Annotated in this window: 12 protein-coding genes; 9 read left to right on the forward strand and 3 right to left on the reverse strand. The window is 64.7% G+C overall.

Annotated features, from left to right (window positions below):
* Nucleotides 1–258: 258 nt before the first annotated feature.
* The 4 genes from FFS49_RS19785 (at nt 259) to FFS49_RS19800 (ending at nt 5062) form a co-directional block, all read left to right on the forward strand.
* Entirely contained in the window at nt 259–1791 is a 1533-nt protein-coding gene (locus FFS49_RS19785) for a helix-turn-helix transcriptional regulator (RefSeq protein ID WP_105817322.1), read from the forward strand.
* Nucleotides 1792–1931: 140 nt separating this feature from the next.
* Entirely contained in the window at nt 1932–2123 is a 192-nt protein-coding gene (locus FFS49_RS19790; protein ID WP_071333196.1) for a CsbD family protein, read from the forward strand.
* 421 nt (nt 2124–2544) lie between these two features.
* A complete protein-coding gene (locus tag FFS49_RS19795; RefSeq protein ID WP_105817321.1) occupies nt 2545–3696 on the forward strand; it encodes a branched-chain amino acid ABC transporter substrate-binding protein in 1152 nt (383 codons plus the stop codon).
* Between the two features lie 193 nt (nt 3697–3889).
* Nucleotides 3890–5062: an FAD-binding oxidoreductase gene (locus FFS49_RS19800; RefSeq protein ID WP_039354247.1), complete on the forward strand. Its 1173-nt coding sequence runs from the start codon at nt 3890–3892 to the stop codon at nt 5060–5062.
* 103 nt (nt 5063–5165) lie between these two features.
* On the opposite strand, the gene FFS49_RS19805 is transcribed toward FFS49_RS19800, so the two are convergent.
* A complete protein-coding gene (locus FFS49_RS19805) occupies nt 5166–6347 on the reverse strand; it encodes a serine hydrolase domain-containing protein (RefSeq protein WP_071333193.1) in 1182 nt (393 codons plus the stop codon).
* Between the two features lie 365 nt (nt 6348–6712).
* Between FFS49_RS19805 and FFS49_RS19810 the strand changes: the two genes are divergently transcribed.
* Together FFS49_RS19810 and FFS49_RS19815 are read left to right on the forward strand one after the other, a co-directional pair.
* Nucleotides 6713–7840, forward strand: a complete 1128-nt coding sequence (locus FFS49_RS19810; RefSeq protein WP_105817320.1) for an aminotransferase class V-fold PLP-dependent enzyme — start codon at nt 6713–6715, stop codon at nt 7838–7840.
* A gap of 177 nt (nt 7841–8017) precedes the next feature.
* On the forward strand, nt 8018–8428 hold the full coding sequence (locus tag FFS49_RS19815) for a GNAT family N-acetyltransferase (protein WP_071333191.1): 411 nt from the start codon (nt 8018–8020) through the stop codon (nt 8426–8428).
* 61 nt (nt 8429–8489) lie between these two features.
* Here FFS49_RS19815 and FFS49_RS19820 read toward each other — a convergent pair whose 3' ends face one another.
* Entirely contained in the window at nt 8490–9719 is a 1230-nt protein-coding gene (locus tag FFS49_RS19820; protein WP_105817319.1) for a peptidoglycan DD-metalloendopeptidase family protein, read from the reverse strand.
* Between the two features lie 462 nt (nt 9720–10181).
* On the opposite strand from FFS49_RS19820, the gene FFS49_RS19825 reads away from it, so the two are divergent.
* Complete coding sequence (locus FFS49_RS19825) at nt 10182–11288, forward strand: NucA/NucB deoxyribonuclease domain-containing protein (protein WP_224755714.1); 1107 nt, start codon at nt 10182–10184, stop codon at nt 11286–11288.
* A 153-nt stretch (nt 11289–11441) separates the two neighbouring features.
* Nucleotides 11442–13388: an SMI1/KNR4 family protein gene (locus FFS49_RS19830; RefSeq protein ID WP_224755718.1), complete on the forward strand. Its 1947-nt coding sequence runs from the start codon at nt 11442–11444 to the stop codon at nt 13386–13388.
* A 124-nt stretch (nt 13389–13512) separates the two neighbouring features.
* Here FFS49_RS19830 and FFS49_RS19835 read toward each other — a convergent pair whose 3' ends face one another.
* Nucleotides 13513–13971 (reverse strand): GNAT family N-acetyltransferase, encoded by a 459-nt coding sequence (locus FFS49_RS19835; RefSeq protein WP_105817317.1) that lies wholly within the window; start codon nt 13969–13971, stop codon nt 13513–13515.
* Between the two features lie 268 nt (nt 13972–14239).
* Here FFS49_RS19835 and FFS49_RS19840 point away from each other — a divergent pair, with 268 nt between their 5' ends.
* On the forward strand, nt 14240–15106 hold the full coding sequence (locus FFS49_RS19840; protein WP_105817316.1) for a helix-turn-helix transcriptional regulator: 867 nt from the start codon (nt 14240–14242) through the stop codon (nt 15104–15106).
* Nucleotides 15107–15159: the final 53 nt, after the last annotated feature.

Raw genomic sequence — 15159 nt, forward strand, 5'->3', positions numbered from 1 at the left:
CGGGGCGTCGAGAAGGGGAAGGCGGTGCGCCTGTCGGCCGGGACGTGCGGAAAGCCGCTGCGATGGATGCTTCGGGGATCGGCGGGACACCGCACGGTGGAGCGGGCCGTGCGCATGTACTATGACGAATAGTGCATCCGCGACTGTCGTGCACCGGTGCGGGCACGCGATCATCGCCACACGCGCCGGCCGGCGCGTGTCGATGTAGCGGCAACCGGGCCGGCAGTCAGTCATGCTGACGACAGGGACAACCATTCGATGAACGAACAGGTAAACGAACAGGCGCTCAAGTCGCATACCGACCGGCGCCAGCTGCACCAGATCATCGCGGGGCTCACCGAGGGCGTGATCCTGATCGAGCCCGACCAGCGGATCGTCTGGGCGAACGAGGCCGCGCTCGCGATGCACGGCGTGACCGAGCTGGAGGCGCTCGGCGCGACCGTCACCGATTACCGCGAGCGCTTCCGGCTGCGCTACCGGAACAACCACCCGGTGCGCGACGGCCACTATCCGATGGATCGCGTGATCGCGGGCGAGGAGTTCAGCGACGTGACGGTCGAAGTCGAATCGGCCGCCGACGAAACCATGAGCTGGGTCCACCGCATCCGCAGCCTCGTGCTGACGAACGCGGCCGGCGAACCCGATTGCCTCGCGCTCGTGCTGCACGACGCGACCGAGTGGGCGAGCGCCGAGGAGCGCTTCGAGCGCACCTTCAACGCGAACCCGGCGCCGGCCGTGATCTGCCGGCTCGACGACCTGCGCTACGTGAAGGTCAACCAGGGCTTTCTCGACATGACCGGCCACGCGCGTGAAGACGTGCTCGGCCGCTCGGTGTACGAGCTCGACGTGCTCGACCAGGCCGAGCGGCGCGAGCTCGCGATCGAGCGGCTCGGCGAAGGCGCGACGATCCCGCAGATGGAGGCCGTGCTGAAGCTCGCGGACGGCGGCACGAAGGCGGTGGTCGTCGCCGGGCAGCCGATCGACATGAACGACGAGGCGTGCATGCTGTTCACGTTCATGGATCTCGAGCCTCGCAAGCAGGCCGAGCGCGCGCTGCGGCAGAGCGAGGAACGCTTCGCGACGGCGTTCCGGATGGCGCCGGTCCCCACCGCGATCGTCACGGCCGACCGCTTCGAATTGCTCGACGTGAACGGCGCGTTCGCCGCGATGACGGGCCACGCGCAGGACGACCTGCTCGGCAAATCCGCGGACGAGATCGGGCTATGGGCCGAGCGCGGCGCATGGCAGCACATCGAGAGCCAGCTCGCGCGCGACGGCAGCGTGCGCAACGCCGACGTGCAGATCCGCACGCGTGAAGGCGACGTGCGCGATTGCGTCGTGTCGGCCGATCCCGTCGCGATTCACGGGCGCGACTGCCTGCTCGTCGCACTGCTCGACATCAGCGACCGCAAGCGCACTGAGATGGAGCTCGTCTATGCGATCGAAACGGCGATGCAGGATGCATCGTGGTTCAGCCGCACGCTGATCGAGAAGCTCGCGAACGTGCGGCGTGCGAATGCGCCGGATGCGGGCGCCCAGCTGTCGGACCTGACCGCACGCGAGCGCGACGTGTTCGACCTGCTGTGCCACGGTCTTGCCGACAAGGAGATCGCCGGCCGCCTCGGGCTCGCGCCGAACACGGTGCGCAATCACGTCGCGACGATCTACGCGAAGCTCGACGTGCACAGCCGCGGCGAGGCGATCGTGTGGGCGCGCGAACGCGGGATCGTCGGCGCGGCCGAGGCGAACGGCGCGCGCGGCGACAAGGGCGGCGCGAAGGACAAGGGCTGACGCAGTCGGTACGAATGCACCATGCGCGCTGGTGCATCCGCATCTGCCGCGCGCGGCGCCCGCTTGCGATCCTGTCCACTCGGCGGTGCGACGCAGCCCGTCGCATCGCCGGCTCTCTCCAACCATCGCAGGAGACGACCATGGACAGGAATCGCATCGAAGGCAAGCTCAAACAGGTCAGGGGTTCGGTCAAGGAAGCGCTCGGCAAGGTCACGGGCGACCGCAAGACGGAAGCGGAAGGCGTCGCTGAACAAGAGGCCGGCAAGATGCAGGAGCAGGCCGGCGAGGCGGCCGATGCGGTGCGCAATCAGACGGGCGCCGATCGGCACTGACCGATGACGCGGCGCCGCGGGCGTCGCGATGGCCGGCCGGGCCATTATTGCAACGATGATGCGCCGCCGGCATGACCACTGCCGCCCTTGATGGCCGGGCGCCGCCACGGTATTGCACGGCGCCGGTTTACCCGCGGCCCACCGTTGCGTGGGCCGCGCGCCGCCCGCGAACGCGGAACTTGATGACAAATCCTCACAACATAGTTCCGATATTTCGTTTGCTGCACGGGTATTGGCTACCCACAATCCATTCACCTCTTTCGCGATGAAAGGCTCTTCGGAGACGGAGCCGCGGCGATCGACCGGCCGGCAAGGGCGTCGCATGACGCCCCGCAGGCGGGCGACATGACCGGCACGCGCGGGAGGTTGCCGACGCGCGGCAGTCGCGCGTTGCATCCCGGCCCCCAGAACAAGGATTGTCATGACGTTCCGCATTCGTTCGCTTTCCGGCGTCGCATTGACCGCCGCGATCCTCGCGCTCCAGACGGGCGCGGTTCACGCGCAGGAGACGGTGGTCAAGGTCGGCGTGGCCGGCCCGCTGACGGGCGGCGGCGCCGCCTACGGCAAGGACATCGAGAACGGCGTGCGCATGGCCGTCGACGAAGCGAATGCCGCGCATACGACGGTGGGCGGCAAGCCCGTGAAGTTCGTCGTCGCGTCGCAGGACGACCAGAGCGATCCGCGCACCGGCGTGCAGGCCGCCCAGCAGCTCGCCGACGCGCAGGTGGCCGTCGTGATCGGCCACTTCAACTCGGGCACGACGCTGCCCGCGTCGAAGATCTACGCGAAGGCCGGCATTCCGATGATCACGCCGTCGGCGACCAATCCCGACATCACGCGTGCCGGGCTCGGCACCGTGTACCGCGTGATTGCGACCGACACGCAGAATGCCGGCAACGCGGGTGCCTATGCGGCGAGCGTGACCAAGGCGAAGCGCATCGCGATCATCGACGACCGCACCGCGTTCGGCCAGGGCGAAGCCGACGAATTCGAGAAGTCCGTGAAAGCGACCGGCGGCACGATCGTCGCGCGCGAATTCACGAACGACAAGGCGGTGGATTTCAGCGCGCAGCTCACGAAGATCAAGAGCACCAATGCCGACCTCGTGTTCTTCGGCGGCCTCGACGCGCAGGCCGCGATGCTCGTGAAGCGCATGCGCCAGCTCGGCATTCGCGCGCAGTTCCTCGCGGGCGGCGGCGTGATGAACGCGAACTTCATCAAGCTGGCCGGCAATGCGGCTGAAGGCGCGTCCGTGTGGGAATACGGGCAGCCGCTGTCGCGCCTTGCGAAGGGCAAGCAGTTCGAAACGAAATTCAAGCAGAAGTACGGCATCGACATGCTCGCGTACGCGCCGTTCGCGTACGACGCGACATGGATCGCGATCAACGCGATGCAGAAGGCGAACTCGACGAAGCCGGCCGATTTCAACGGCGCGCTGAAGGGCACGCGCTACGACGGCATCACGGGCACGATCGCGTTCACGAACACGGGCGACCTGAAGAACCCGAGCTCGACGCTGTATGAGGTGAAGAACGCCGCGTGGCAGCCCGTCACGACGCAATCGGCGGATTGAACGCCACCCGCGCGCGGACTTCCGCGGCGGCGCCGGACGTGCTGAAATGCCATCAACGATCGGTTGCGATCGCGGCGCACACCGGTGTGGCAGCCGCACGAGCCTGCCCGCGCGACGCCGCGCGTGACGCGGCACGAACAACCCATGGGCGGGGGCCGCTGGCCGCGCCCGATATGTGCAACTGGAGTCAGTCGTGAGTTCTCAAGTCGTCATCGTCGGCGGTGGTGTGATCGGCAGCTCGATCGCCTATTTCCTGCGCGCCACCGATCCCACGGTTTCCGTGACCGTGATCGAGCGCGACCCCACCTATGCTCGATCGTCGTCGGCGTTGTCGGCCGCATCGATTCGCCAGCAGTTCTCGACGCCGCTGTCGATCGAGATGTCGCTGTTCGGCATCGACTTCCTGCGCACGATCGGCGAGCGCCTCGAAGTGGACGGCCACCAGCCGTCGATCGACCTGCACGAAGGCGGCTACCTGTTCCTCGCGACGCCGGCCGGCGACGCGACGCTGCGCGAGAACCACGCGCTGCAGACGAGCCTCGGCGCGGATATCCGGCTGATGGACCGCGATGCGCTGCGCGCGAAGTTTCCGTGGCTGAACGTCGACGATCTCGTGTCGGGTGCGTACGGCGTGAGCGGCGAAGGCTGGTTCGACGGCTACGGGCTCGTGCAGGCGCTGCGCAAGAAGGCGCAGGCGCTCGGTGCGCGCTATGTGCCGTCCGATGTGAAGGACGTGGTGCGCGACGGCCGCAAGGTGACGCACGTGGTCACGGCCGACGGCGAACGCTACGCGTGCGACACGCTCGTGAACGCGGCCGGAGCGTGGACGCGCACGCTGTCGTCGATGATGGGCATCGACATTCCCGTGTATGCGCGGCGCCGCAGCATCTTCAACGTGTCGTCGCCGGCGAAGCTCACGGATTGCCCGCTGCTGATCGACCCGACCGGCGTGTATTTCCGGCCGGAAGGGCGCACGTATATCTGCGGGACGTCGCCGAGCCCCGATCGCGACCCGGACGACCTGCCGCTCGACGAAGTCGACCACGACCTGTTCGACGAGGTGATCTGGCCGACGCTCGCGAATCGCGTGCCGGAGTTCGAGGCGCTGCGCGTGGAGAACTGCTGGTCCGGGTACTACGAGTACAACGTGTTCGACCACAACGCGATCATCGGGTATCACCCGGAACTCGACAACGTCGTGTTCGCGAACGGCTACAGCGGCCACGGGCTGCAGCAGGGGCCGGCGACGGGGCGCGGCGTCAGTGAACTCATTCTGGGCGGGCGTTACGACACGCTCGACCTGTCGACGCTCGGCTGGGCGCGCGTGCTGGAGAACCGGCCGATCGTCGAAAAGAACGTCGTGTAGCGCGGCGTGATCCGCCCGGTGTGGTGGGCGGGATTCTCCTTGTGTCTCACCTCATTGGCCCGACCGTGTCGGGCCTTTTTTGTTGCGCGTGCAATTACGGGTGTCAGCCGACGCCGTAGATCGCGTCGCGCAGATCGAGCGTGTACGGGCCGTTCATCCCTTCGTAGAGCGTGTTCGACAGCGACACGACGGTGAGCCCGCGTGCGCGGTCGACGAACCACGAATGACCGTAGACGCCGCCCCAGCGCCACGTGCCGGGAGACTCCGGCGACAGCGCCGCGCGCGGGTCGCGCAACACGGAAAACCCGATTCCGTAACCGGCGCCGGGCAGGTCGGGCAACTCGAGGTTGCCGGTGTGGATGCGGCCCATCTCGTCGACCAGCTCGGCCGGCAGAATGGTGCCGCCACCTGCCCGCAGCGTGTCCAGCACGTTCAGCACGTCGCCGGCGGTGCCGACCATCCCGGCGCCGCCCGAAGCGAACGCATCCGCGTTGAGCGCGCGCGACGGCGAGTACGTCACGCCGATGGAGCCTTCGTAGATGGGTACGACTTCGTTCTCGGCGAGCCGGTGCGGCTGCGGCGTGTCGTTGACGTAAGGCGTCGCGAGGCGTGCCGCGTCGCGTGCGACGAATCCTGTGTCGCACGTGCCGAGCGGGCGAAGCACCAGCGCATCGACCGCATCGGCGAGCGGCAGCCCGCTGGCGGCCTCGATCACCGCGCCGACCACGTCGATGGAGAGCGAGTAGTTCCAGCCGGTGCCGGGCGCGTACTGCAACGGCACGCTCGCGATCCTGCGCATGTTCTCGGCGAGCGTGATCGATGCGCCATCGAGGCCGTCCGAGACGCCCGCGCGTGCATACGCGCACGTCGCGTCGGGTTCCGCGTAGCGATAGCCGAGGCCGGCGGTATGCGTGAGCAGGTGGCGCACCTTGATCACCGGCACGCTGCCGTCACGCAGCGCCGGACGGAACTCGGGCAGCCAGCGCGTGACGTCGTCGTCGAGCGACAGCTTGCGCTGCGCGACGAGCGCCATGGCGGCCGCCGAGACGATCGGCTTCGTCACCGACGCGAGCCTGAACAGCGTGTCCTCCTGCATCGGCGTGCGAGCTTCCCGGTCGGCGAACCCGGCCGCGCGGCGATAGACGAGCTCGCCGTCGCGTGCGACCAGGACGACCACACCGACGAGGCGTTGCAATTCGAGTTGGCGGGACAGTACCGCATCGACGCGCTCGGCAAGCGCGGGATCGGCCGACGGCTGCTGTGATGATGCTCGGTTGGGGATCATCGAAGACTCTGTCGTGAAGGGGGAGCAGACATGGTAGGCGGCGCGCGGCGGAAGTGCCATTTATCCATGCATGGACCAGGGCTTCGTGGGCTTCGCGCGCTGCAACGGCCGGCGTGGACGGCCACCGGGCGGGCGATTCAGGCGGGGGGCGCGGTGGTTCCGTTGCAGTGCGGCGCGCCGGCAGGCGGCGGCGCCACGCCTTCCCTGCGCCGGGCAGCCGACAAAATATGCCCCAAGCGGCGCGCGGCCTTCGTTAGAATCTGCTTTCGTCGAGAAAATAACGCAATTGCATGGGTGCAGCGCGGTATCGCATCACGGACACTGCTCGCCCAGATTTCATCGTTCATCTTTCACCGGAGGCGAGCATGCCAGGATTACTTCCCGATGTTGACCGCGAGGGGCTCCTCGAATATTCGGTGGTGTACACCGATCGCTCGGTCAACCATATGTCGCAGCGCTTTCAGGGCGTCATGCGCGACATCTCCGGCACGCTGAAGAAGGTCTACAACGCGAAGTCCGTCGTGATCGTCCCCGGCAGCGGGACGTTCGGCATGGAAGCCGTCGCGCGGCAGTTCGCCACGAACAAGAAGTGCCTCGTCATCCGCAACGGCTGGTTCAGCTTCCGCTGGTCGCAGATCTTCGACATGGGCAGCATCCCGTCCGAAACGACGGTGCTGAAGGCGCGCCCGGTCGAAACGGGACGGCAGGCCGCGTATGCGCCGGCGCCGATCGACGAAGTGGTCGCCGCGATCAACGAACACAAGCCGGATCTGGTCTTTGCGCCGCACGTCGAAACCGCGTCCGGGATGATGTTGCCCGACGGGTATCTGCGCGCGGTGTCGGATGCCGTGCATGCGGTCGGCGGCATGTTCGTGCTGGATTGCATCGCGTCCGGCACGGTGTGGGTCGACATGCAGGCGAGCGGCGTCGATATCCTGATCAGCGCGCCGCAGAAGGGCTGGAGCGCGTCGCCGTGTTGCGCGATGGTCATGCTCGGCGAGCGGGCCCGCGAACGTATCGACGGCACGACCAGCACCAGCTTCGCGTGCGATCTGCGCAAGTGGCTGCAGATCATGGAGGCCTATGAAGGCGGCGGGTTCGCGTACCACGCGACGATGCCCACGGACAGCCTCACGACGCTGCGCGACGTGATGAAGGAAACCGAGGCGTATGGCTTCGACAAGGTGAAAGAGGAGCAGCTCGAGCTGGGCAAGCGGATTCGTGCGTTGCTGGCCGAGAAGGGGTTCCGGAGTGTGGCGGCGGAAGGGTTCGAGGCACCGGGTGTCGTGGTCAGTTATACGGACGACGACGGAATTCGAACCGGGAAGAAGTTTGCCGACGTCGGTTTGCAGATCGCGGCGGGCGTGCCGTTGATGTGTGACGAAGGGGACGATTTCAAGACGTTCCGTCTCGGGTTGTTCGGCCTCGACAAGCTGCATGATGTCGATGGGGCGGTTGGGCGGTTCTCGGATGCGTTGAACCGGATTCTTTAAGGCGCTTGGCGGATTGGGCGAGGCAGTGGACGGTGGGGGTGTGCGCCCGTGGTCGGCTGTCTCGCTGGATCGATGGTCATTGTGTTGTCTGATGCGCGCGGTCGGGTTCAGGGTTCGATGGACTCATGCGCAGCGAGGCCGGTCCATTGGTCTGTATGGCTAACCTGAAGGGTTCGCATGGCATACGTCGTTCGACAGGAAGTCCCGTCGGTATCCGACTACATCGGCATTCGTCTCGCCGCAGGGTTGAGCAGAAAGTCGGAACAGGCTGCGACGATCGGGCTGAAGAATGGTCTTTTCAGCGTCGTTGCCTACTGCGACAGCGATCCGGTTGGCATTGGCCGCGTAATCGGCGACGGCGGCTGCTTCTTCGAGATCGTCGATATCGCGGTGTTGCCCGCTCACCAGAAGAAGGGCGTGGGCGACCTGATCATGCGGGCACTCATGGGCTACGTTCACGAGCACGCGCCGCCGACCGCCTACGTCAGCCTGATGGCGGATCACGGGACACCGAAGTTCTACGAGCGCTACGGTTTTCAACCGTCGGTGTTGCCTGAGAAGGCGGGGATGTTTCTGCGGATCACGTAACGGTGGGACATCGTTTTTCCTGTCTCGGTGCGGCGGCCCAGTGTGCGCCGGTGCGCCTGCGCTAATTCACGCATACCGGCACCACCGGGTCGTTGCTGCCGGTATAGACGAATCCGTCTGATATCCATTGATTCGACTCGAGTCGATACCAAAGCCGTGTGGCGCCCCAGTTGCCATTCACGGAGTCGCCGTACTGGTGACAAGCGAGCTGCACGGTGCGCCCATTCTCGAGCGAACCGACGACCGGCGCCGACAATGAAGGCGCGCTGCGCAGATTCGCCGGGCCCGGTGCCTGTACACGCGCGCTGACGGGCGTGGACGGATCGCCGGAATCCGCGCTCCCGTAGTTGACCAGCCATGCCTGCGGGGAGACGCGCCGCTGATTGCGAACCGCGTATCCGGAATACGGCGAAGGGCCTTCGAAGAATTGCCAGCCGCCGATCGTCATGCCATTGACGGACACGTCGTTGCCATCCTTGCTCAGTGAAAAGTGAACATGCGGCCCCGTCGTTTGTCCGCCGCACGGCAGGCCGTTTCCGACGCTGCCGAGATATTCCCCCTGACGGACACGCGTACCGCTGTTCAGCGACGTCAGCCGGACCATGTGGTAATAAGTCGTCGCATAGCCATTGTCGTGAACCACTTTCACGATGGCGCTGCCGTCGCGCTCGCAGCTCTTGTACAGATAGCCGTCACGCGCCGCCAGCACGCGGCCGTTGCCACCCGAGAAATCGAGCGAGTTAAACGGCCTGCTTTGTCCGGACCAGCCGTGTGCACCGCCCGTCCAATACCACCCGTCATTCGGTTCCCACGGCAACGCAAGGCCCGGTTGCGGCAATGCAGCCGATCGTGGTGCAAGCGATGCGCGTCTCGACGCCAGGTTTTTCCGCTCGTCGGCCGCGAGCAGCGTGGGGGGCGCCGCATCGAGCAATTCTCCGAACTTGCTGCTGCCCTCCACACCCGAGATCCATTGGCCATTCACGTTGCGCGCAATGAACAGCTTCGTGACGGGATCGCCGGATTCATCCTCGCGCAGGATTTGTGTCGCAGTGCCAAATGCCCATCCGGAAGCGTCGTCTGTTTTTATTGCCTCGACCAGGCTGTCGTCCGAGCGGGCCGGCAGCTTCAACGTCCCACCCGATCGGGATTCAAGCGCCTGCCCGATCGAGCGTTGCAACGACGTCTCGATTGGCGCCGCATGCGCGATTTCGGCAAGGTTGGCCGCAATCAGCAGGATTCCAATGGAGTATTGAATCGAATTCGAGGTGGAACGACTTGGTAAATTGCGCATTGTCAAATGAACCACGAAGAGGGTTTGTATGAAGTTCATGACGGCGCCAGCAAGCCTACATCATTCTCCAGTCATTGCAAGGAAAATGAAATATATCTGGATGCATTTTTAAATTGACTGCTTCAGGTGAAATTTTTGATGCGATAGTTTCAAAGCGATTTGACCACTCGGGAAACCGGAGCCGATTGATCTGGAATCGCCGTGCGGGGCGGTCTCAAAACGTCATCCAGGCGCAGCCTCGCGGCGAGCCGCGTCGTGACGCTGCCTGGATCGGAAAAGGATTCAATAAATGTCGAATTGGATTGGATCGTTTATGAAAAAGAAACGACCGGGATAGGGTCTTGCCAATATAAATTACATCGTCCTGACAAATATAACAGTTTGTTTTCAATCGAATCGAGATTCAAATTGAGTCGCGACAAAATAAGTCATTTCGATTGGTGAATTTTCAGGAGGGATGTGATGCATCGAATGCTGCTTGGCCGGCTGTTTGCCGGTGCGCTCGTGCTTGCGACGGCAATTCCTGCCCACGCGGAAAGCGCCACGGACGTTTCGCCCGTCTGCACGACGGTCCGGACCGAAACGAGCAAGAATGCGCTGTTGAGCCGGACCAGTTACTGCCAGAAAACCGAGCCGCTCGTCTATGTCGCGATAGACGGCCAGAACAATGAAATCGGCCGAGTGGCGATTGATGCCTATGCGTATTCCGACAATCCGTCGAACCAGCTCGCATGGCCGGTGACGTTCCGCTTCCGCACGCGGGTCCTGTCCGGCAATCCGCCCGGCCTGATGATCAAGCCGATCGTCGAATGCGGCTCCGATTGTACGGTTGCGCCCAATGCCGGCGTGCCGCTCGCCCTTGGCGGGCTGTCCAACGAGCTATCGGTGGTGATCACGCCCAACATGGGATCCGGTAATCCGCTCAGGTTCAGTCCGACGCTCGAGTACCGGGTGGCCAAATCGGGAGACTCGTTCGAGAACGGCGCAAGCATGAATCCCTACGCGGGCGCAGGCTATATTCCCAACATTCGATGCGACGTCGCGCTCGTCAAGAGCAATTCGCAAGGATGCATTTACGCGGACGCACCGGCCGTTCTGCGTACCATCGTCGCCACGAATCCCGACGTCGACGAATCCGCGATCCATATCCGCGAGGCGCAAGCTGCCGGCCGTCCCGGCAAGTTCGTACCGATGGGCGATGGCACGATCTTTCCGGATACCTTTGCGTCCAAGCCGCTGACACGCACCCGCGACGCAGCACTCCGGCGGGCCAATCGGGACACGTCCAAGCAGCAATGCGTCGCGAAATTCGGTTCGGTCACCGGCCAGTGCACGTTCACCGGCGACCCGGACGAAACGCCGTCCGATTGCGATTGCGACGAGTATCCGTTTGCCTCGACAGAGGAAGGCGCATCAAGGGATCCGGAAGTATCGGTCAAGCGTATCGATGCGAGTGATAATCGACGTGCGGGCGCTTTCCTCGGCAATTTCTATTTGAATCAGCGCGTGCTCGACCAGGAGCAGTTCTACGTCGATGTCGGTTCTCCGCAGCCTGCGGCAAAACGTTGAGCCACGGGCGACGATAACCGTACCTGTGCCGCGGTTCGCAGGCATCCTTCGAACCACGGCATGACAACACCCATCACCATGAACGATCACGAGAACTTCCCCTTCTGGCTCGACCAGCCCTACAAGCTCTGCCGACGGGTCGTGCCGGGCGCGATGCAATCCGAGACGATTCCGGTCGAGGATGCGCTGACGCGCGTGACGGCGGCGGACGTTTTCGCGCCCGAGAATGTTCCGCCCGTTCCGCTTGCTGCGGTCGAAGGCTATGCGATGCGCGCATCCGATACCGCGCATGCCGCGCAGGGTGCACCGGTCGAGCTCGAATTCCAGTTCAGCCGGCGCGCGCTTGCCTCGCCGGCCGGCAGTCCGGCGGCTCGCGCAATCGGCGCGCAGTGTGCGGTCGATGTCCCACCGTATTTCCCGCTGCCGGAAAATGCCGACGCCGTCGTCCCGAAAAGCGACCTCGAGGTTTCGTACCGTGGCGCTCGATCGTTTCTGCTGCTGCATGCGCCGCTATCCGCCGGCCAGCATGTGATCGCACCGGGCAGCGAATTTCGGCAAGGCAGCCTGCTCCTGCCCAGGGGCAGCCGGATAACCGCCGAACGGCAGATCGCGCTGACGGCCGCAGGCGTACGCGACATCGAGGTGACGAAACGGCCGCGCATCGGCGTGGTGATCGTCGGGTATGAGCAGTGCGCAACCCGCACCGTTCGCGAGCGCTGGCAGCGGCCCGACACGAGCGGACCGTACATCCGGGCGGTACTGCAGCGCTGGGGATACGAGGTGGGTTCGGTCGAGTACATCGAGCCGCCGGACATGGCACGGCCGCCGCTTGAGGTGCAGCAGAACGAATACGCGTTCAAGAAGAAACTGGCCGAGCTCGCGCAGCGTTACGACCTGATCGTCGGTGCCGGGCTGCCTGCCGTGCCGCCCTTTCGGAATCTGGGGCTGAATATGCCGTTGGTGTATGCCTACGACGAAACGACTGTCGACATCAAGCAAACGCCAGCCGATCGGTTCAACTTCGGACGCAGCGACAATCGCTCGCCGCCGAAGAAAACCATGCTGACGCTCACGCGCCCGGACGGTACGCAAGGCGGGACGACGCTCCTGACCAGCTACGATCAGGCCACGCTGATCAACCTGCCGGGCCACACGAGCGCAGTGGCGATGCTGATGCACGCGATCATGCCGCGTGTGCTCGATTCACTCGAGCACGCGTCAACACCGGGGCCTCATTGGGAGTCCGGGATCGTCGACCACGGCGTCGAGCGCGATGCCCGACTGAACGCGATGCGATGGGGCAATCTGCATCGCGGCGTCGACGGAAAGCCTGTCGTCCGCCTGTTGCCGTCCGATGCCGACGGGCTGGTCGGCGGCGTCGTTCGTGCCGATGTGCTCGTCGCGATCCCCGCCGGGGAGTTTCCCCTGGCAGCAGGGTCGTCCGTGCTGTTCCTGCGTCTCGACCGCGACCTCGCCAGTGAACCGCCGCGCCCCGTGGCGGAGGCAGCCGTCGAGGCGGCCACACCGTCACCGGTGGTCGACGCCCGCGTGACGACCCGCGATACCGACGACGCGCGCAGCATCGATCTTCGCGAAACATGGCGGCAGCTCGAAGCGGCCTTCGTCGCCGACGCGTCACGTCTGCCGGGTGGCCTCAACGGGCCGGCGTCCGACGACGAGATCGCAGCCTTGCAGGCTGCGCTGGGAACGCAACTGCCTGACGCATTCGTCGACAGCCTGCGCATTCACGATGGCCAGGCCGATTCGGGGAATGAATTTTCCGGAAGTGATGCGCTGCTGAGCGCGCACGAGATCCTCGCGCAATGGCGTATCTGGAAAGGTCTCGTCGACGGAGGCGATTTCGACGGTATGGAATCGGAGCCGGATCCGGGCATCAGGGACGACTGGTACAACCAGAAGTGGATTCCGTTCACGCACGACGGCAGCGGCAATCATCTGTGTATCGACCTCGATCCCGCGGAAGACGGTATCCCGGGGCAAGTGATTCGGGTCTGGCATGATGACGCGCGACGCGAGCGCATCGCCGGGAGCTTTTCGGCGTGGCTTGCCCGCGTCGCCGACGAGGGGCAATCAAGCTGAGCACCCGCCGGCCGTGATGACGGCGGGGTGTCGGCCGCTACATTGATGAGCATGCTCCAAGGGCAATGCCGGTGGACCCTTGGGCGAGCGCTTGTCTGCGCAGGGCATACAGGCGTTTCGTGCGCTACCGGGTCAGGCAGTACAAGACGTCAGGACACCCTTCCTCGTTCCTGCTTCCGTCGCTGTATGCAATTGCAACGAACCCCTGCCGCTCGTAAAACGCAGCAGCATCGCGATTCATCTGGAACGTGTAGAGCTGGAGCTTGCCAGCCGTCTGCGACTTCACCGATTCGAGGAGCGCAGAACCAACCCCTTGCCGCTGGAATTCGGGGTGCACATACAACTGGTCAAGCCATGCCACGCCATCAGCAACAACGTGTGCGGCCATGCCGACGATGCGGTTATCGTTCACGGCAACGGTGACGTTGCCCGACGGCACAAGCATGTTGGCAACCCAATCGCGGACGGCGGCTTCCGAATGCGCCAGCGGCGCATACGATGCCAGCGTGTTGCGCGACCGTAGATAGACTTCGGCTACCTCCGCGGCATCATCTGAAATCGCTCGACGCAAGATCAAGGGCATGTATCTCCCGCTCCGAAGTCGTCAAAAGGTGCACCACGATAGCAGCACGGAATCCAACTTCCAATATTGCGCAGCATGCTGTTGAAACGAGAGAAACCGGGAGTTCAGCGCGACATATCGAGTCCGCGCAACAACGAATCGGTAGCGCGATCGCGTCACCGATTCGCAGCTTCATTCCCGGATTCCCGGGGGCCGACATTCCCGTATCATCTGTCCGATTCGCCGGATCACACGACCTGGCGATTCCGCACATTGGAAAGGACGAGCGATGAAGGTCGAAGGGCGCGGCCACGGTAAAGCGAACGAGCGAAACGCAACGGCAGCCCCGAAGCGTGCCGGTAATGCACCCGTCACGAAGAGCACCGACCCGCGCGACTACCAGCATGCACCCGGCATCGCCGCGGTCATGCCGAAAGCCTTCCCCGACGGCTTCGTCGTCGCAGAGCACCGGCACTCGCGCGCACAACTCGTTTACACGACGACCGGCATCGCCGAAGTCGTCGCGTGCCAGTCGCTCTGGATGATCCCGCCGCATCGGGCACTCTGGATTCCGCCCGACCTGCCGCACGCGATGCGCGCCCACGGGCAGCTCGAAATGCGTACCGCCTACGTCGACCCGCAAGCGTACCGATCGGCAACCCCGGATCAGCCGAGCCTGGTCAACGTGTCGCCGCTGCTGCGTGAACTGATCGTGCGCGCGTCGTCTTTCCCGGTCGAGATCCCTCCCGACGGCCGCGACGATCTCGTCATCCAGCTCATGCTCGCCGAAATCGAGTGGTCGCCCGAGCAACCGTTGCGGCTGCCGTCCGGCCAGGACCGGCGCCTTGCCCGCGTCTGCGACGCGATTCTGGCGAATCCGGCCGACCAGCGAACGCTGACGGAATGGGCCGATGAAGTCGGTGCGTCGAGCCGGACCCTGGCCCGGCTGTTTACCGCCGAAACCGGCCTGTCGTTCAGCCAGTGGCGCCAGCAGGCCCGGATTTCGGCCGCGCGCCCGCTGCTGGCATCGGGCCGCTCCGTGATCGCCGTTGCTGCCGAACTCGGCTACGAAACCACGAGCGCCTTCTCGACCGTGTTTCGCCGGTTTGCCGGCATGACGCCGAGCGCTTACGCGAAACTGTCCGATTCCGCGTAGCAAACGTCTTTCCAGCAAACGCAGGGCGTGGCGCACACGCTTATCGTGTCGGT

The organism is Burkholderia sp. 4NA327C6, assembly GCF_005502655.1.
Lineage (GTDB): Bacteria > Pseudomonadota > Gammaproteobacteria > Burkholderiales > Burkholderiaceae > Burkholderia > Burkholderia contaminans.

What these genes read in the sequence shown, in the direction of transcription:
- FFS49_RS19790 (WP_071333196.1), top strand. Translation starts at nt 1,932, where the DNA reads ATGGACAGGAATCGCATCGAAGGCAAGCTCAAACAGGTCAGGGGTTCG.
- FFS49_RS19830 (WP_224755718.1), top strand. Translation starts at nt 11,442, where the DNA reads ATGCAATCCGAGACGATTCCGGTCGAGGATGCGCTGACGCGCGTGACG.
- FFS49_RS19810 (WP_105817320.1), top strand. Translation starts at nt 6,713, where the DNA reads ATGCCAGGATTACTTCCCGATGTTGACCGCGAGGGGCTCCTCGAATAT.
- FFS49_RS19840 (WP_105817316.1), top strand. Translation starts at nt 14,240, where the DNA reads ATGAAGGTCGAAGGGCGCGGCCACGGTAAAGCGAACGAGCGAAACGCA.
- FFS49_RS19805 (WP_071333193.1), bottom strand. Translation starts at nt 6,347, where the DNA reads ATGATCCCCAACCGAGCATCATCACAGCAGCCGTCGGCCGATCCCGCG.
- FFS49_RS19785 (WP_105817322.1), top strand. Translation starts at nt 259, where the DNA reads ATGAACGAACAGGTAAACGAACAGGCGCTCAAGTCGCATACCGACCGG.
- FFS49_RS19835 (WP_105817317.1), bottom strand. Translation starts at nt 13,971, where the DNA reads ATGCCCTTGATCTTGCGTCGAGCGATTTCAGATGATGCCGCGGAGGTA.
- FFS49_RS19820 (WP_105817319.1), bottom strand. Translation starts at nt 9,719, where the DNA reads ATGCGCAATTTACCAAGTCGTTCCACCTCGAATTCGATTCAATACTCC.
- FFS49_RS19795 (WP_105817321.1), top strand. Translation starts at nt 2,545, where the DNA reads ATGACGTTCCGCATTCGTTCGCTTTCCGGCGTCGCATTGACCGCCGCG.
- FFS49_RS19825 (WP_224755714.1), top strand. Translation starts at nt 10,182, where the DNA reads ATGCATCGAATGCTGCTTGGCCGGCTGTTTGCCGGTGCGCTCGTGCTT.
- FFS49_RS19815 (WP_071333191.1), top strand. Translation starts at nt 8,018, where the DNA reads ATGGCATACGTCGTTCGACAGGAAGTCCCGTCGGTATCCGACTACATC.